Genomic DNA, 18,247 nt, shown 5'->3' on the forward strand with positions numbered 1-18,247 from the left:
GCGAGGCTTGCCCGCGAAGGCGTCCTCATGAGCGCTAAAAGCTTCGCGGGCAAGCCTCGCTCCTACAGAGGGGTCGTGTTCCTCCAGTTATTCAGTTATTTCCCGCCGCTGCCCGCCACACTCTCACCACCCCGGGTCAGGTAATAAGCGCCAAGGATCGGCAGCATGGTCACCATCATCACCAGCATCGCGACAACGTTGGTGACCGGTACGTCCCGTGGGCGACTGAGCTGGTTGAGCAACCACAGCGGCAGGGTGCGTTCATGGCCGGCAGTGAAGGTAGTGACGATGATTTCGTCGAACGACAGGGCAAACGCGAGCATGCCGCCGGCCAGCAACGCCGAGCCGAGGTTCGGCAGGACGATATAGCGGAAGGTCTGCCAGCCATCGGCGCCAAGGTCCATCGAAGCTTCGATCAAACTGTGCGAAGTGCGGCGCAAACGGGCGATGACATTGTTGTAGACGATCACTACGCAGAAGGTCGCGTGGCCGACGATGATGGTGAACATCCCCGGCTCGATCCCTAATGTCTTGAAGGTCGCCAGCAACGCGATCCCGGTGATGATCCCCGGCAAGGCAATCGGCAGGATCAGCATCAGCGAAATGCCTTGCTTGCCGAAGAAGTCCCGACGGTATAGCGCCGCCGAGGCGAGTGTGCCAAGCACCATGGCAATCAAGGTCGCGATGGAGGCAATCTGCAGCGAGAGCTTGATCGCTTCCAGCACGTCTGGCCGTGAGAACGCCACGCCGATCCACTTCAGGGTGAAACCCTTGGGTGGAAAGCTGAATGCCGCGTCTTCGGTATTGAAGGCGTACATGAAGATGATCAGGATCGGAAAGTGCAGGAACACCAAGCCGCCCCAGGCTGCGATTTTCAGGCCCAAAGAGGCTTTGTCAGAGTGCATCGAAGGCCCCCAGTCGTTTGACGATGGACAGGTAAATGGCGATCAGGACAATCGGCACCAGCGTGAAGGCCGCGGCCATCGGCATGTTGCCGATCGCGCCTTGCTGGGCGTACACCATGCTGCCGACAAAGTAGCCGGGTGGGCCGACCAGTTGCGGCACGATGAAGTCGCCCAAGGTCAGCGAGAAGGTGAAGATCGAACCGGCGGCAATGCCCGGAATCGATAGCGGCAGAATCACTTGCATAAAGGTCTGATGCGGCTTGGCGCCCAGGTCGGCCGAGGCTTGCAACAGGGACGGAGGCAGACGTTCCAGCGACGCCTGGATCGGCAGGATCATGAACGGCAGCCAGATGTAGACGAACACCATGAAGCGGCCCAGATGCGAAGTCGACAAGGTGCTGCCGCCCACGCCCGGAATGCCCAGCACAAACTGCAATACCGGCTCCAGTCCCAGGTGTTGAACAAACCACTGCGCGACGCCGCCCTTGGCCAGCAGCAAAGTCCAGGCATACGCCTTGACGATGTAACTGGCCCACATCGGCATCATCACCGCGATGTAGAAAAACGCCTTGGTCTTGCCGGTGGTGTAGCGCGCCATGTAGTAGGCAATCGGGAACGCGACGATGGCGCTGGCAATCGAGACGACGACGGCCATGCTCAGCGTGCGCAGGATGATGTCGAAGTTTGACGGCTGGAACAGGGCCGCAAAGTTCGCCAGGGTCAGGTCAGGGGTGACCGCCATGGTGAAGTCATCGAAGGTGTAGAAGCCTTGCCACAACAGCACCAGCAACGAGCCGAGATAGATCGCGCCGAACCACAGCAGCGGCGGCACCAGCAGCAGCGAAAGGTAAAAATTCGGCCGGCGATACAGCAGGTTGGAAAACCTGCGCAACGGCGAACCGCTGGCCGGGGTTTGGGGGATAGCCACGGTGTTCATCTCACACCCCGCCGGCAACGGTGTCGTGCAGCGGGATCATCGCTTCCCGTGCCCAGCGAGCGCTGATGCGTTGCCCGGTCTGATGCTGGGCGCTGATGTCCAGCCATTGATTGTTGGCCTGGCTGATGTTCAGGGTCTGGCCGTTTTCCAGCTTCAATTCATAACGCGTGGCGCTGCCCTGGTACTGGATGTCGTGCAGTAAGCCGCTGACTTCGATCTCGTGGCTGGCCAACGGGCCTTCGGCAAATCGCACGTGTTCCGGGCGAATCGAAAACGGCTGTGGGTTGCCACTCAACTGCTTCGCCAGGTCGCCGCGAATCACATTCGAGGTGCCGACGAATTCGGCGACAAAGGTCGTTGCCGGTTTCATGTAGAGATTGCGCGGGGTGTCGACCTGCTCGATGCGCCCCTTGTTGAACACGGCCACGCGGTCAGACATCGACAGCGCTTCGGTCTGGTCGTGGGTGACGAAGATGAAGGTGATGCCGAGCTGACGTTGCAGCTTCTTCAGCTCGCTTTGCATTTGCTCGCGCAGCTTCAAGTCGAGGGCGCCCAAGGGTTCGTCGAGCAGCAGCACACGCGGGCGATTGACCAAGGCGCGGGCCAAGGCCACACGCTGGCGCTGACCGCCGGACAGTTGCACCGGTTTGCGCTCGCCATAACCGCCGAGGGCGACCATGTCGAGGGCTTCTTCAGCGCGTTTCTGGCGTTCGGCCTTGCCGACGCCTTTGACTTTCAAACCGTAGGCGACATTGTCGAGGACGTTCATGTGCGGGAACAACGCGTAATCCTGAAACACGGTGTTGACGTCACGCTCATACGGCGGCAGCCCGGCGGCTTCTTCGCCATGAATGCGGATCGAGCCTGCGCTCGGTTGTTCAAAACCGGCGATCAGGCGCAAACAGGTGGTTTTGCCCGAGCCGGAAGGGCCCAGCATGGAGAAAAACTCGCCGTCCTGGATGTCGATGGAAACCCGGTCTACGGCTTTCACTTCGCCGAACAGACGGGAAACGTTGGTGAACTGGACTGCAAGCGTCATGGTGCGGTGCTCCGGAAATCTGAATCTTTAAAAACATCGCGAGCAGGCTCGCTCCCACATTGGAATGCGATTACATGTGGGAGTGAGCCTGCTCGCGATGAGGGCTTAACGGCCGCCCATAATCGCGATGTAATCCTGGGTCCAGCGGCTGTACGGCACGAACTTGCCGCCTTCGGCTTGCGGAGTTTTCCAGAAGGCGATCTTCTCGAACTGGTCGAAACCGTTGGTTTTGCAGCCTTCAGCGCCGAGCAGTTCGCTGCCGGTGCATGCTGCCGGCACTGCTGGCAACGAACCAAACCAGGCCGCCACATCACCCTGGACTTTCGGTTGCAGCGACCAGTCCATCCACTTGTAGGCGCAGTTCGGGTGCTTGGCCTCGGCGTGCATCATGGTGGTGTCGGCCCAACCGGTGGCACCTTCTTTCGGAATGGTCGAAGCGATCGGCTGCTTCTCGTTCATCAGGCCGTTGACCTGATACGGCCAGGCGCCGGACGCGACCACGCCTTCATTTTTGAAGTCGCTCATCTGCACGGTGGTGTCATGCCAGTAACGGTGGATCAGCGGCTGTTGGGCTCGCAGCAGATCAAGTACGGCTTTGTACTGGGCTTCGGTCAGTTCGTACGGGTTCTGGATACCCAATTCCGGCTTGGCGGTTTTCAGGTACAGCGCGGCGTCGGCGATGTAGATCGGGCCGTCATACGCCTGCACGCGTCCCTTGTTCGGCTTGCCGTCCGGCAGGTTTTCCGCATTGAACACCACGCCCCAACTGGTTGGCGCAGTCTTGAACACATTGGTGTTGTACATCAACACGTTCGGGCCCCACTGATACGGGGTGCCGTAGGTTTGTTTATTGACGACGTACCAAGGCCCGTCTTTGAGACGAGGGTCAATGTTCTTCCAGTTCGGGATCAACGCCGTGTTGATCGGCTGCACACGCTTGCCGCCAATCAACCGCAACGAGGCATCGCCCGACGCGGTCACCAGGTCGTAACCGCCCTTGGCCATCAGGCTGACCATTTCATCGGAGGTGGCGGCAGTTTTCACATTGACCTTGCAGCCGGTTTCCTTCTCGAAACCGGTTACCCAGTCGTAGGCCTTGTCGCTTTCGCCACGTTCGATGTAACCCGGCCAGGCCACGATATCCAACTGACCTTCGCCAGCACCGACCGCTTTCAGCGGTTCGGCGGCCTGGACACTGGCACTCGCCAGCAGCGCGGTAGTGATTGCACTGAGCAGTGCGGTCTTGTGCACGAACATGGGAATTCCCTCTTCTTTAATTATGGTCGGGGCAGTTGTGAACGTGGTGAAGCATGCCGTTAGCGGCTTGTTATTAGCGTAGTCAGAGATGCTCGCCGTGGCGCGCCATGATGTGGCGCACCACGCTGTAGTCTTGGAGCGAATCGCTGGATAAGTCTTTGCCGTAGCCCGAACGCTTCAGGCCGCCATGGGGCATTTCGCTGACCAGCATGAAATGGCTGTTGATCCAGGTGCAGCCGTACTGCAAGCGAGCCGCGACCTGCATCGCCTTGTCGAGGTTCTGGGTCCAGACCGATGAGGCGAGGCCGTATTCCGAATCGTTGGCCCAGTCCACCGCTTGTTCGAGTCCATCGAAACGGGTCACGGTGACCACCGGCCCGAACACTTCGCGCTGGACGATCTCATCGCTCTGCTTGCAACCGGCCAGCAACGTCGGTTGGTAATAGAAGCCGGCGCCGGAGTGCACCGCTGCACCGGTCACGCGTTCGATGTGCGGTTGACCGAGGGCGCGTTCGACGAAACTGGCCACGCGGTCGCGCTGGCGAGTGCTGATCAGCGGCCCGATTTCATTGTCGGCATCGCGTTTGCCAGCGAAGCGCAGGCTGCTGACCGCCGCGCCGAGTTCGGCCACCAGACGGTCATGAATCCCGGCCTGTGCATAAATCCGGCACGCGGCGGTGCAATCCTGACCGGCGTTGTAATAACCATAGGTGCGTACACCTTCGACCACCGCTTGAATGTCCGCATCGTTGCAGACGATCACTGGCGCTTTGCCGCCGAGTTCGAGGTGGGTGCGTTTCAATGTCTTGGCCGCGGCCTGGAGGATTTTTTGCCCGGTGACGATATCGCCGGTCAACGACACCATGCGCACTTTAGAATGACTGACCAAATGGCTGCCAACGCCTTCACCGCCGCCGCAAACAATATTGATTACGCCGCGCGGCAAAATCTCTGCCAGCGCAGGCGCCAGAGCCAGGATCGACAGCGGGGTATGTTCGGACGGCTTGAACACCAGCGTGTTGCCGGCGGCGAGGGCCGGGGCGATTTTCCACGCGGCCATCATGATCGGGTAATTCCACGGCGCGATGGACGCGACAACCCCGATAGGATCGCGACGCACCATGCTGGTGTAGCCCGGCAGGTACTCGCCGCTGAGTTGTCCGGTCTGGCACCGCACGGCGCCGGCAAAGAAGCGGAACACATCGACCGTCGCGCTCAAATCGTCCTGGCGGGCCTGGTGCAACGGCTTGCCGCAATTCAGCGATTCGAGGCGGGCGAGGAGGTCGGCTTGTTTTTCGATGGCGTTGGCGATGTCCAGCAGCAGGTTTGAACGTTGCTGCGGCGTCGTCCGAGACCAACCGGCGAAGGCGCGGTGGGCGGCGAGGATGGCGGCTTCGACTTGCTCAGTGCTCGCTTCGGCAATGTGCGTCAGCACTTCCCCGGTGGCGGGGTTGAGGATCGGTTCGACAAAACCCTGGCCTGCGACCAATTCGCCATCGATCAACAACGCGGTAAACAACGGGGTCTGCGCGCCAGCCATTTTGCGGGTTCTCTTTTCTTGTGTGGCCATGCTGCTCCCTGTGACTGGGGCCCGGCCGTCTTATATAGATGCATCAAGACTAGTGCGCGGACCCGAGGTCGACAAATTCTAAATACTGAAGGTGGCGTTCGATTAAATAGATGGCTTGCGCCCGCCGTGGGGTTGCTCGCGGGCGACGGTCAGGAACGGGTCCACCAGCGCCGGGCGCGCGGTGCCGCGGCGCCAGGCCAGGCCGACGTCGAGGGTCTGGCTCAGGTCGGCAATCGCCCGCGCTTCAATAATGTCGCCCTCCAGTGACCACGGGCGATAGGTCATGTCGGGCTGGATCGACACACCCAAACCGGCGGCCACCAGGCTTCGCACCGCCTCCGTTGAAGCCGTTCTGAGGGTGATGCGCGGCTGCAGGGACGCCGCAGACCACATGCGCTGAGCGTTGCGGTCCATTTCGTCGACGTTCAATTGAATCAGCGGTTCTCGCGCCACGTCGGCGAGGTTGATGCTGTCGTGTTCCAGCAATGGATGCTGTGCCGGAAGCCATAAACGGTGGGGCGAATGCGTCAGGACTTCGGTTTGCAAGGCATGACGGTCTTCGAGGTTGGACAGGATCAGCACGCCGACATCGATCTCGCCACTGACCAGCAAATGCTCGATGTACGGCCGCTCATCCTCCATCACCCGGATCTCGACATTGGGGTAAGCGCGCTGAAAGCGGGTGAGTAAATCCGCCAGGTAGTAACCAGCGACCAGGCTGGTCACGCCGATGATCAACTGGCCGGCCACCTGGTCGGTGCTCTGTTGCAGGCTGCGTTTGGCGTTATCCACAGTGGCCAGGATCAGGTGCGCCTGGCGCAGGAATTGATGACCCTGGTGGGTCAACGTCATGCCCTTGGCGTGACGATTGAACAGGCCGACGCCGATTTCCTGCTCCAGTTGCTGGATGGCCAGGGTCAGTGTCGATTGAGAAATAAACGCGGTTTGCGCCGCGGCGGAAATCGAGCCGGTCTCGGCCACGGCGATGAAATGACGAATCTGACGCAGGGTCATCATGGGAAAGTACCCGGTGGGCGGTTTTTATAGATTCGCTTGAGTGTATATCGTTTTAATCGATGGGCTCCTGGGCGTTGCAAGACATGAGCAACATCTGGAAGCACTCTCTCAGGGAGAAGCCGGGCACTTTCGATCTAGGCTGGTGGCCGGTTAACCCTTGGTGGAGGTGGCAAAATGAATACCCGTGGTTTGCTCGATCAACTGCTAAAGTCCGGTCAGGATCTGTTGAAGAACAAAGCCGGTGGTCATCAGAACAAGGCGTCCAGCAGTGGCTTGGGTGGTTTGCTCTCGGGCGCGAGCGGCGGTGCGTTGGCGGCGGGCGCCATGGGCCTGTTGCTCGGTAGCAAAAAAGCCCGGAAGGTCGGCGGCAAAGTCGCCATTTACGGCGGCCTCGCGGCATTGGGAGTGGTTGCCTACAAAGCCTATGGCAACTGGCAGACTCAGCAGAGCGCCATCCCGAGCACTGAGCCGCAAACCCTCGACCGCTTGCCCCCGGCGCAAGTCGAACTGCACAGCCAGGCCATTCTCAAAGCGTTGATCGCGGCGGCAAAAGCCGATGGCCACATTGATGAGCGTGAGCGTTCGTTGATCGAAGGTGAGTTCATCAAGCTCGACAACGATCAGGCGTTGCAGCACTGGCTACATACCGAACTCAACAAGCCACTTGACCCGACGGAAGTTGCCCGTGCTGCCAGCACGCCGGAAATGGCCGCCGAGATGTACATCGCCAGTGTGATGCTGGTGGATGAGCAGAACTTTATGGAGAAGTCCTACCTTGATGAGCTGGCGCGGCAGTTGAGGCTGGAGCCGGGGTTGAAGGCAGAGCTGGAGAAGCAGGTGCATCAGGCTTCTATGTAGGCCTATCCAGAGCAAATCTAATGTGGGAGCGGTGTACTGGCTAATAGTTGATGTCACCACTTATCAGAATGAGGTGTGTACTGTCAGATCTGACAGTAGTCAGTCCCGCTTCTCAAGCATCCAATGGCTCTGTCTATTACTGACAGGAGCCATCAGCATGACAACGAAACCATCAACCAATAACAGCAAAGACAGGTTGACTGATCCCCGCGCTATTGCGCAAAAACTGTCACCGCTTGGAATCAACAACACAGGCGCTGAAATCCCGGTGGGCGCCGGGCCGGTCACTGTCGTCTTCAGTCTTGAAGGTAACCTTGCTTTTGTCCTGAATAACCGAGAGAGCTCGGTCACAGTCATTGATGTCAAGTCGGCAAGGCCAATCAAGACTATTGAAGTTGGTGCTGGCCCGAGAGGTGCCAGCGCTAGTCCAAATGGTCGTGATGTTGTTGTTTGTCATGGCAACGCGGCTTCGGTTATCGATTGCAGTAGCCTTGAAGTCAGGGCCGTCATTGAGGGCGTTTCAACCTTGGTGAATACGCCTTTTAGTCCGGATGGAAAATACGTTTATTTCTGCTCTTACGGAGATCCGGAAATTACGATTGTTGATGCGGAAAGTTTTGAAGTGGTTGACAGGATTTCTTTAGAGGGTCGTCCTGATGTATTTTCCATAGTATTGAATCCGTCTAAGCCGTTGGCGTACATCAGTAACACTGAGCCGGGCGAGGTTTTGATTTTCAATACGCAGACTTGGGCATTAATCAAGAAGGTAAAAGTGGGTCAAGGCCCTACTGGCCTTGCCATCTCTTCGGATGGCGAATTTCTGGTGGGGTGCAACTTTCATGATGATACGGTTTCATTCATTCGTCTCAATGATGACGCAGTAGTTGGAACAGTTAGCGTTGGACCCAACCCGATTGCAGCTGTATTCAGTCCAGATGGGCATCTTGCCTATGTCGCCGATGGTGGGGGGGATACGGTATCGGTTATTGATGCTGAAAATTTTGAGAGAATTGAGGTGTTGCCTGTTGGGTTGAGTCCGTTCGATGTGGCGATCAACCCTGAGGGGACGCGGGTATACACCGCTAATGTGGGTTCTGACTCGGTTTCAGTTCTTGATATAGGTCCATCCGAAATTATCGAAGACTTCGAATCTGCTGAGCCCACGCAAATCGAAGAAGTCGGACAAATAATGTTGGCCGGTATCTTCAAGGTGACACTGCTTGATATGGAAGTAACGGATCCGAAGCAGTATCTAGCAATTTCCAATGCAGATTGGGGTGGTCAGTGGGTAAGCGGGAATGCACTCAGTAATTATGACGCTTACACTGACAAGATGATGACGTTCTCTTTGGAGTTGATAGAAGGAACTGCAAGCACAATCAGATTTTGGGTGGCCAGTGGTAATAACACGTCGTTGATTCCTTATTTTGATGTGTGGTTTATGAACGGTCCGGACGGAGTGATTGATGCCCAACATGTTCCATGGCCGGCGGACACCGTCGAAATGCAGGTTGACTCTGGTGTCCTTCAAGGTATCCAGTCCATAAAAATCAGGACGAATGGGCAGTTTGTCATTGATCAAATCGAAGTCGTGCGGGAGTGATGAAGTAAAGATCAAATGTTGTCGGGGGCGGTCAGCGACACCGCGTTAGAGTTTTTCGCGAGCAGGCTCGCTCCCACTTGATTGACCTGGCGCTTTCCCTGCCGCATGCAAACCGAAGCACACTGTCTTATAGATGAAACACCACCCTCGGCTATACTCCCCAGCATTTGAGCCATCCCCGAGGACTGACTGTGAAGAATTGGACGTTGCGCCAACGCATTTTGGCGAGTTTTGCAGTAATCATCGCCATCATGCTGTTGATGGTCGTCGTCTCGTATTCACGGCTGTTGAAGATTGAAGCCAGTGAAGCCAGCGTTCGCGATGATGCGCTGCCGGGGGTGTATTTCAGCTCGATGGTTCGTAGTGCCTGGGTCGACAGTTTCCTTCAGATCCAGGAAATACTCGGCCTTAAGGAAGGTCAGGGCATCAGTGTCGAAAACGCTGCCGATTTCAAGGCCTTCGAGGAGCGACTGCTGGAGCAGTTGAATAATTATCGCGCCACCGTCACCACGGATGAAGACAAGGTCGAAATCGCGGCCTTCGAGAAGCGGCATGAGGATTACCAGCAGATCCTGACGAAGGTGCTCGACCTGCAAAAAAACAATCAGTCAGCCGACGCCATCAAGCTGTTCAACGAACAGCTGACGCCCGCGTGGCAGGCGGGTCGGATGAAACTCAGTGACATCATCCACCAAAACAAAGTCGTTGCCGACAAGGACATCGCGGCCATCGACGACGCTGTGGTAACGGCAAAAATCAGCATGGGTGTTTCCCTGCTTGTGGCGGTACTGGCCGCCGGTTTCTGCGGTTTGTTGTTGATGCGCGCGATCATGGCGCCGATGAACCGTATTGTGAGAATCCTCGAAATCATGCGCACCGGCGATCTCAGCGGCCGTTTGAATCTGGAACGCAAAGACGAATTCGGCGCCGTGGAAACCGGCTTCAACGACATGATGACCGAACTGACCTCCCTGGTGTCCCAAGCCCAGCGCTCGTCGGTGCAGGTCACCACGTCGGTCACTGAAATCGCCGCCACGTCCAAGCAACAACAAGCCACCGCCACCGAAACCGCCGCCACGACCACTGAAATCGGCGCGACATCACGCGAAATTGCCGCGACCTCCCGCGATCTGGTGCGCACCATGACCGAAGTGTCCACCGCCGCCGATCAGGCCTCGGTGCTGGCCGGTTCCGGGCAGCAGGGCCTGGCGCGCATGGAAGAAACCATGCATTCGGTGATGGGCGCCGCCGATCTGGTCAATGCCAAACTGGCGATCCTCAACGAGAAGGCCGGCAACATTAACCAGGTGGTGGTGACCATCGTCAAGGTTGCCGACCAGACCAACCTGCTGTCGCTGAACGCCGCCATCGAGGCCGAGAAGGCCGGTGAGTACGGGCGGGGTTTTGCCGTGGTCGCCACGGAAGTGCGACGTCTGGCGGACCAGACCGCCGTGGCCACTTATGACATTGAGCAAATGGTGCGCGAGATTCAATCGGCGGTATCCGCCGGGGTGATGGGCATGGACAAATTTTCCGAAGAAGTGCGCCGTGGCATGTCCGAAGTGCAGCAGGTCGGCGAGCAGTTGTCACAGATCATCCATCAGGTTCAGGCGCTGGCGCCGCGGGTGTTGATGGTCAACGAAGGCATGCAGGCGCAAGCTACCGGTGCCGAACAGATTAACCACGCGCTGGTGCAATTGGGCGATGCCAGCAGCCAGACCGTCGAGTCCTTGCGTCAGGCCAGCTTTGCCATTGACGAGTTGAGCCAGGTGGCCGTAGGGCTGCGCAGCGGCGTTTCGCGATTCAAAGTCTGATGAACGAACTCGCGGCCAAACGCGGCGCTGTGGTGCCGGTCAAGCAATCGTTGTTTCTGGTGTTTCGCATCGGCAGCGAACGTTTTGCCTTGCAGGCCATCGAGGTGGCGGAAGTGCTGCCGCGCCTGCCGTTGAAGCCGATTGCCAAAGCGCCGCACTGGGTTGCCGGGGTCTTCGCTTATCGTGGCGCGGTGGTGCCGGTGATCGACCTCAGTGCCCTGACCTTCGGGCAACCGGCCCAGGCCCGCACCAGCACGCGGCTGGTGCTGGTCAACTACCGCCCGGATGAAACGACCCCAACGCAATGGCTAGGGCTTATTCTGGAACAGGCGACTGACACGTTGCGCTGCCTCCCGGCCGATTTTCAGCCGTACGGCCTCGACAATCGGCAGGCGCCGTACCTGGGGCCGGTGCGCGAAGATGCGCAGGGTCTGCTGCAATGGGTGCGGGTCGCCGACTTGCTCGATGAGCACGTTCGCGCGCTGTTGTTTCCTTCGCCGCCACTCGATCCGGCGCTGCTTGAGGAGCGGTCATGAGCAGCGATCAACGGTTTTTCGATTTCCTCAAAGAGCGCATCGGCCTCGACGTGACGTCGGTAGGACCTGCGATCATCGAGCGCGCGGTGCGCCAACGCAGCCTCGCGTCCAATGCGCTGTCGGCCGACGAGTATTGGCACGTGTTGCAAGGTTCGCAGGATGAGCAACAGGCGCTGATCGAAGGGGTGATCGTGCCCGAGACCTGGTTTTTTCGGTACCCGGAATCGTTCGCGACCCTGGCGAAACTGGCCACCAAACGCTTGGCCGAGATCAATAACATGCGCGCGCTGCGGATTCTCAGCTTGCCGTGTTCTACCGGCGAAGAGCCGTATTCCATCGCCATGGCCTTGCTCGATGCCGGCCTCAAGCCGCATCAATTCAAGGTGGAAGGCATGGACGTCAGCCCGCTGTCGGTGGAAAAAGCCCGACGTGCGCTGTACGGCAAAAACTCGTTTCGCGGACAGGACATCGCCTATCGTGAGCGGCATTTCAGCGCCGAAGATGAAGTCTATCGCCTCAGTGATCGCGTGCTTGAACAGGTGCGTTTGCAAGTCGGCAACGTGCTGGATCCGGCGTTGCTGGCCAGCGAGCCACCGTATGATTTTGTGTTTTGCCGCAACCTGCTGATCTATTTCGATCAGCCGACCCAGCGGCAGGTGTTCGAGGTGCTCAAGCGCCTGACCCATGTCGACGGTGTGCTGTTTATCGGCCCGGCCGAGGGCAGTTTGCTGGGGCGTTTTGGCATGCGCTCGATTGGCATCGCACAGTCATTTGCGTTCAGCCGTCAGAGCCTCCCGGAACCGGAACCCTTTCCTGCGTTCGTGCCGCCACCGCTGCCGGCGCGTCAACCTGCGCGCAGTGCGCCACCGCCACCCGTGCGCATTCGCCCATTCGCCGCCGTCACGCCGGCACCCGACGCGGCGAAAGCCTCGGACGCCGCCGCGTTGCTGGCGAACATTGCCGTGCTGGCCAATGAAGGCAAAAGTGTTGAAGCCCGCGCCGCGTGCGAAAGCTATCTGCGTGGCCACGAACCGGTCGCCCAAGTGTTTTATTGGCTGGGATTGCTCAGCGATGTCAGCGCCAACGTCTTCGAAGCCCAAGGTTTTTATCGCAAGGCGTTGTACCTTGAACCGCAACATCCCGACGCGTTGATGCACCTGGCGGCCTTGCTGCAATCTCAAGGTGATGTGGCGGGTGCCAGACGATTGCAGGACCGCGCCGCTCGCAGCGAGCGCGCTGACAGTGAGCGTAAACGATGAGCGCCTCCGACAGCTTTAGCGTCACCCACGAAGATGCCCAGGCTATCGACGATTGCTGGAATCGCATCGGTGTCCACGGCGACAAGTCCTGCCCGCTGCTGACCGAACACATTCACTGCCGCAACTGCGCAGTGTACTCAGCCGCCGCCACCCGATTGCTCGACCGTTATGCGTTGCAGCAGGACGACCGCGTGCAACACTCGGCAACGGTCGAAACGGAGGTGAAAACCCGTTCGTTGCTGATGTTCCGGCTCGGCGAAGAATGGCTGGGCCTGGCCACTCGCAGCCTCGTGGAAGTGGCACCGTTGCAAGCCATTCACTCCTTGCCGCACCAGCGCTCCCGCGCCTTGCTCGGTGTGGCGAATGTGCGCGGTGCGCTGGTTGCGTGCCTGTCGTTGGAGGAGCTGCTCGGGCTCGATGCGACCAACAACGTGGCTTCCAGCGCGCGGATCATGCCGCGCATGCTGATTATCGCCGCCCACGGTGGGCCGGTGGTGGTGCCGGTGGACGAGGTCGACGGAATTCATGCCATCGATGAGCGGGTTCTCGATACGGCCTCACAATCGGGCACCCAGGCCAGTGGCAAATACACCCGAGGTGTGTTGCCCTTCAAAGGTCGCAGCTTGCGTTGGCTGGATGAAGAACAGCTGCTATCCGCCGTGACCCGGAGCCTCACATGACCCCCGAGCAAATGCGCGACGCCTCGTTACTGGAGCTGTTCAGCCTCGAAGCCGAAGCCCAGACCCAGGTCCTGAGCGCAGGCCTGTTGGCTCTGGAGCGCGACCCGACCCAGGCCGATCAACTCGAATCCTGTATGCGCGCGGCGCACTCGCTCAAGGGCGCGGCGCGGATCGTCGGTGTCGACGCCGGGGTCAGCGTCTCGCACGTGATGGAAGACTGTCTGGTCAGTGCTCAGGAAGGGCGTTTGTACCTGCGGCCCGAGCATATCGATGCGTTGTTGCAAGGCACCGACCTGCTTATGCGTATCGCCACGCCCAACAACAGCGTGATGCCGGCGGATATCGACACCTATGTGGCGTTGATGGCGCAGTTGCTCGATCCGCTGGCGCCTGCCGCTCCCTTCGTCGCCGAGCGTCAGCCAGAACAGCCTCGCGTCGAGCCGCCAGCCCCAGTCGTTGAGCCGACTGCCGCTGCGCCGGTCGAGCCTCCACGCAAGGCCAAACGCACCACCGAAAACGGTGAGCGCGTGCTGCGCGTGACGGCCGAGCGCTTGAACAGCCTGCTCGACCTGTCGAGCAAATCCCTGGTGGAAACCCTGCGTCTCAAGCCGCACCTGGCGACCATGCAGCGGCTCAAGCGCATGCAAAACAACGGTCTGCGGGCGCTGGAAAACCTCAACGTGCATCTTAAGGGTCACGCCCTGAGCCTGGAAGCCCAGGAAGCGCTCGAAGATGCGCGGCGGTTGCTGGCAGAATCCCAGCAACTGCTGATCGAGAAAAACGCCGAGCTGGATGAATTTGCCTGGCAGGCCAGTCAACGGGCGCAGGTGTTGTATGACACTGCGCTGGCCTGTCGCATGCGCCCGTTTGCCGACGTGCTGACCGGGCAGGTGCGCATGGTCCGCGATCTGGGGCGGGACCTGGGCAAACAGGTTCGGCTGGAAATCGAGGGCGAAAAAACCCAGGTCGACCGCGACGTCCTGGAAAAGCTCGAAGCGCCGCTGACGCATTTGCTGCGCAACGCCGTGGATCACGGCATCGAATCCCCGGAGCAACGGTTGCTGGCCGGTAAACCGGCGCAAGGGCTGATTCGTCTGCGAGCCTCTCACCAGGCCGGCCTGCTGGTGTTGGAGTTGAGCGACGACGGCCAGGGCATCGATCTGGAAAAGGTTCGGCGCAGCATCGTCGAGCGCCAGCTGTCCCCCGCGCAGACCGCCGCTCAACTGAGCGAAGAAGAGCTGCTGACGTTTTTGTTTTTGCCGGGTTTCAGCCTGCGCGACAAGGTCACCGAAGTGTCCGGGCGCGGCGTGGGGCTGGATGCGGTTCAGCACATGGTCCGCGAATTGCGCGGTGCGGTGGTGCTGGAGCAAACGGCGGGCAAAGGCAGTCGTTTCCACCTCGAAGTGCCGCTGACGTTGTCGGTGGTCCGCAGCCTGGTGGTGGAAGTCGGTGACGAGGCTTATGCGTTTCCGCTGGCCCACATCGAACGCATGTGCGACCTGGAGCCGGCGGACATTGTGCAGGTCGAAGGGCGTCAGCATTTCTGGCACGAAGGCCGGCATGTCGGGCTGGTAGCGGCCAGTCAGCTGTTACAGCGTCCGATCAACCAGAGCCCTCAGCAAACCCTGAAAGTCGTGGTCATCCGTGAGCGCGATGCGATTTACGGCGTGGCGGTCGAGCGATTTATCGGCGAGCGGACGTTAGTCGTATTGCCGCTGGACGAACGGCTGGGCAAGGTGCAGGACATTTCCGCCGGGGCCTTGCTTGACGATGGCTCGGTGGTGCTGATCGTCGACGTTGAGGACATGCTGCGTTCTGTGGATAAGCTGCTCAACACTGGGCGCCTGGAGCGCATTGCTCGCCACAGCAATCAGGTGGCCGAAGCGGCGCGTAAACGAATTCTGGTGGTTGACGACTCACTGACGGTTCGCGAGTTGCAGCGCAAACTGCTGCTCAATCGCGGTTACGACGTGGCGGTGGCAGTCGACGGTATGGATGGCTGGAACGCCCTGCGTTCTGAGGATTTCGATCTGCTGATCACCGACATCGATATGCCGCGCATGGATGGCATCGAACTGGTGTCGTTGTTGCGTCGTGACATGCGCCTGCAATCACTGCCGGTGATGGTGGTGTCGTACAAGGATCGTGAAGAGGACCGTCGTCGTGGACTGGACGCCGGGGCTGACTATTATCTGGCCAAAGCCAGTTTTCATGATGATGCACTGCTTGATGCAGTGGTTGAGCTCATTGGAGGAGCACGAGGATGAAAATCGCTATTGTCAACGACATGCCCATGGCGGTGGAGGCTTTACGCCGCGCCCTGGCGTTTGAACCGACGCACCAGGTTATCTGGGTCGCCGGCAATGGCGAGGAAGCGGTGCGACAGTGTGCCGAGCAGACGCCGGATCTGATCCTGATGGATTTGATCATGCCGGTAATGGACGGGGTTGAAGCAACCCGACGAATCATGGCCGAGACGCCGTGTGCCATAGTGATCGTCACCGTGGATCGCCAGCAGAATGTGCACCGGGTGTTCGAGGCCATGGGCCATGGCGCCCTCGATGTGGTCGATACTCCGGCGCTGGGTGCCGGTAATGCCCAGGAAGCGGCCGCGCCGTTGTTGCGCAAAATCATGAACATCAGCTGGCTGATTGGCGAGCGGGGTAACCAGGAACGATCGGTGCGCAGCCCGCTGCGCAGCGCCGCCTCGTGCCAACGCCTGATCGTCATCGGTTCATCCGCTGGCGGGCCGGGAGCATTGGAAGTTCTGCTCAAGGGCTTGCCGCGAGATTATTCGGCGGCCATCGTGCTGGTGCAGCATGTGGATCAGGTGTTCGCCGCCGGCATGGCCGAATGGCTAGGCAGCGCCAGTGGCTTGAACGTGCGTCTGGCGGTCGAGGGCGAAGCCCCTCAGGCCGGAACCGTGCTGCTGGCCGGCACCAACCACCATATTCGAATGTTGAAAAATGGCACGCTGGCCTACACCGCCGAACCGGTCAATGAAATCTACCGACCCTCGATCGATGTGTTTTTCGAGAGTGTGGCCAATTACTGGAACGGTGACGCCGTAGGGGTTCTGTTGACGGGCATGGGGCGCGATGGCGCGCAGGGGCTTAAACTCATGCGCGAACAAGGTTACCTGACCATTGCTCAGGATCAGGGCAGCAGTGCGGTTTATGGAATGCCCAAAGCGGCCGCGGCCATCGACGCAGCCAAGGAGATTCGTCCACTGGACAAGATAGCGCCACGATTGCTGGAGATTTTTGCGAAGTGACGACCATTAGCAGCAATCCTGGCCCAAGTAGTACTTCAGGTGATCGCACATGAATGATTTACAGCTCGACGATTTCAAAACCAACGAAAACGCCGCTATGGTGTTGTTGGTGGACGATCAGGCGATGATCGGCGAAGCGGTGCGTCGCGGGTTGTCGAACGAAGAAAATATCGACTTCCACTTCTGCTCCGACCCGCACCAGGCCATCGCCCAGGCGATCCGTATCAAGCCGACGGTAATCCTTCAGGATCTGGTGATGCCTGGTCTGGACGGCCTGAGCCTGGTGCGCGAGTACCGCAATCATCCGGCGACCAAGGACATTCCGATCATTGTCCTGTCGACCAAGGAAGACCCGCTGATCAAGAGCGCGGCGTTTGCAGCCGGCGCCAATGACTATCTGGTGAAACTGCCGGACAACATCGAGCTGGTCGCGCGGATCCGCTATCACTCGCGCTCCTACACGATGCTGTTACAGCGCGATGCGGCGTACCGGGCATTGCGGGTCAGCCAGCAGCAATTGCTCGACACCAATCTGGTACTGCAACGGCTGATGAACTCCGATGGTCTGACCGGGCTGTCGAACCGCCGGCATTTCGATGAGTACATGGAGCTGGAGTGGCGACGTTCGCAACGTGACCAGAGCCAACTGTCGTTGCTGATGATCGATGTCGATTACTTTAAGTCCTTCAATGACAACTTCGGCCATCTGGAGGGCGATGAAGCCTTGCGCAAGGTGGCTGAAGCAATCCGCGACGCCGGCTCTCGCCCGTCTGACTTGCCGGCCCGTTATGGTGGCGAAGAGTTTGCGTTGGTGCTGCCTAATACCACGCTGGGCGGCGCACGTCTGGTGGCGGAGAAACTCCGCCAAACCGTGGCCGCGCTGAAGATTGCGCATATTGCACCGACCGAAGGCTCAAGCCTGACCATCAGCATTGGCCTGTCCACCGTGATCCCGCAACCGGGCAGCAATTGCCGGCAATTGATCTTGGCAGCGGACAAGGGGCTGTACCTGGCGAAGAACAATGGGCGTAATCAGGTGGGGATTGAGTGACTGGCGACTGGACTTTATGAACACGGATACCTAGCCTGGCAAATACCCCTGTGCCGAGGGAGCTTGCTCCCGCCGGGCTGCGAAGCGGCCCCCTGCATTCTCTTACGTTGTTGAGACCTGCAGCAGCAATGCACCGTAGATTTTTTCGCCGCCATGATGACGAAATGCTCGATGCTCGATGCTCGATGCTCGATGCTCGATGCTCGATGCTCGATGCTCGCCAGCTGCTCCTTCCTCGCCTCGATAGCCTTTTCTTTCGCCTGCTTCTCACCGAACTTTTCCACGTTGAATGACCGGGAAAGTTTCTTGCCTTCACGGGTCGTCGTTTGCGCAATCCAATAGGTGTTCTTGCCGTTCGTCTGTCGTGAAACACCCGCCACGCCATGGCTCCTGACTTCTTGTGGCGGACTCGGATGATTGCGTAGTCGTTAGCGGTTTCTGGAGTAT

Annotated in this window: 16 protein-coding genes; 9 read left to right on the plus strand and 7 right to left on the minus strand. The window is 59.2% G+C overall.

Annotation, left to right across the window (positions count from 1 at the left end):
* Positions 1-95: 95 nt before the first annotated feature.
* The 6 genes from AC3ISI_RS04960 to AC3ISI_RS04985 all read right to left on the minus strand — a co-directional run bounded on the left by AC3ISI_RS04960 (position 96) and on the right by AC3ISI_RS04985 (position 6,725).
* Positions 96-905 carry an ABC transporter permease gene (locus AC3ISI_RS04960; RefSeq protein WP_489335723.1) on the minus strand — a complete coding sequence of 270 codons (810 nt, stop codon included), beginning with the start codon at positions 903-905 and terminating at the stop codon, positions 96-98.
* On the minus strand, positions 895-1,842 hold the full coding sequence (locus tag AC3ISI_RS04965; protein WP_489335724.1) for an ABC transporter permease: 948 nt from the start codon (positions 1,840-1,842) through the stop codon (positions 895-897). Before AC3ISI_RS04965 ends, AC3ISI_RS04960 begins: the two co-directional genes overlap by 11 nt.
* A gap of 1 nt (position 1,843) precedes the next feature.
* A complete protein-coding gene (locus AC3ISI_RS04970; RefSeq protein ID WP_489335725.1) occupies positions 1,844-2,881 on the minus strand; it encodes an ABC transporter ATP-binding protein in 1,038 nt (345 codons plus the stop codon).
* Between the two features lie 105 nt (positions 2,882-2,986).
* Positions 2,987-4,138, minus strand: a complete 1,152-nt coding sequence (gene ydcS / locus AC3ISI_RS04975; RefSeq protein WP_489335726.1) for a putative ABC transporter substrate-binding protein YdcS — start codon at positions 4,136-4,138, stop codon at positions 2,987-2,989.
* An 82-nt stretch (positions 4,139-4,220) separates the two neighbouring features.
* Positions 4,221-5,708: a gamma-aminobutyraldehyde dehydrogenase gene (locus AC3ISI_RS04980; RefSeq protein ID WP_489335727.1), complete on the minus strand. Its 1,488-nt coding sequence runs from the start codon at positions 5,706-5,708 to the stop codon at positions 4,221-4,223.
* A 102-nt stretch (positions 5,709-5,810) separates the two neighbouring features.
* Positions 5,811-6,725 carry a LysR family transcriptional regulator gene (locus tag AC3ISI_RS04985; protein ID WP_489335728.1) on the minus strand — a complete coding sequence of 305 codons (915 nt, stop codon included), beginning with the start codon at positions 6,723-6,725 and terminating at the stop codon, positions 5,811-5,813.
* Positions 6,726-6,899: 174 nt separating this feature from the next.
* Between AC3ISI_RS04985 and AC3ISI_RS04990 the strand changes: the two genes are divergently transcribed.
* The 9 genes from AC3ISI_RS04990 to AC3ISI_RS05030 all read left to right on the plus strand — a co-directional run bounded on the left by AC3ISI_RS04990 (position 6,900) and on the right by AC3ISI_RS05030 (position 17,800).
* Positions 6,900-7,583: a tellurite resistance TerB family protein gene (locus AC3ISI_RS04990; RefSeq protein WP_489335729.1), complete on the plus strand. Its 684-nt coding sequence runs from the start codon at positions 6,900-6,902 to the stop codon at positions 7,581-7,583.
* A 157-nt stretch (positions 7,584-7,740) separates the two neighbouring features.
* Complete coding sequence (locus AC3ISI_RS04995; protein ID WP_489335730.1) at positions 7,741-9,186, plus strand: hypothetical protein; 1,446 nt, start codon at positions 7,741-7,743, stop codon at positions 9,184-9,186.
* 251 nt (positions 9,187-9,437) lie between these two features.
* Positions 9,438-11,000 (plus strand): methyl-accepting chemotaxis protein, encoded by a 1,563-nt coding sequence (locus AC3ISI_RS05000; protein ID WP_489337625.1) that lies wholly within the window; start codon positions 9,438-9,440, stop codon positions 10,998-11,000.
* Positions 11,000-11,536, plus strand: a complete 537-nt coding sequence (locus AC3ISI_RS05005) for a chemotaxis protein CheW (protein WP_489335731.1) — start codon at positions 11,000-11,002, stop codon at positions 11,534-11,536. Before AC3ISI_RS05000 ends, AC3ISI_RS05005 begins: the two co-directional genes overlap by 1 nt.
* On the plus strand, positions 11,533-12,795 hold the full coding sequence (locus AC3ISI_RS05010) for a CheR family methyltransferase (RefSeq protein ID WP_489335732.1): 1,263 nt from the start codon (positions 11,533-11,535) through the stop codon (positions 12,793-12,795). Before AC3ISI_RS05005 ends, AC3ISI_RS05010 begins: the two co-directional genes overlap by 4 nt.
* A complete protein-coding gene (locus AC3ISI_RS05015; RefSeq protein ID WP_489335733.1) occupies positions 12,792-13,475 on the plus strand; it encodes a chemotaxis protein CheW in 684 nt (227 codons plus the stop codon). The genes AC3ISI_RS05010 and AC3ISI_RS05015 overlap by 4 nt, the downstream gene beginning before the upstream one ends.
* Entirely contained in the window at positions 13,472-15,742 is a 2,271-nt protein-coding gene (locus AC3ISI_RS05020; protein ID WP_489335734.1) for a hybrid sensor histidine kinase/response regulator, read from the plus strand. The genes AC3ISI_RS05015 and AC3ISI_RS05020 overlap by 4 nt, the downstream gene beginning before the upstream one ends.
* The gene (locus tag AC3ISI_RS05025; protein WP_489335735.1) at positions 15,739-16,749 is read left to right on the plus strand and encodes a chemotaxis response regulator protein-glutamate methylesterase; all 1,011 of its coding nucleotides are present in this window, start codon (positions 15,739-15,741) and stop codon (positions 16,747-16,749) included. Before AC3ISI_RS05020 ends, AC3ISI_RS05025 begins: the two co-directional genes overlap by 4 nt.
* Positions 16,750-16,798: 49 nt before the next feature.
* The gene (locus AC3ISI_RS05030) at positions 16,799-17,800 is read left to right on the plus strand and encodes a diguanylate cyclase (RefSeq protein ID WP_489335736.1); all 1,002 of its coding nucleotides are present in this window, start codon (positions 16,799-16,801) and stop codon (positions 17,798-17,800) included.
* Positions 17,801-17,814: 14 nt separating this feature from the next.
* Here AC3ISI_RS05030 and AC3ISI_RS05035 read toward each other — a convergent pair whose 3' ends face one another.
* Positions 17,815-18,180, minus strand: a complete 366-nt coding sequence (locus AC3ISI_RS05035; RefSeq protein WP_489335737.1) for an AP2/ERF family transcription factor — start codon at positions 18,178-18,180, stop codon at positions 17,815-17,817.
* Positions 18,181-18,247: the final 67 nt, after the last annotated feature.

Source organism: Pseudomonas sp. GL_139_B (assembly GCF_057834475.1).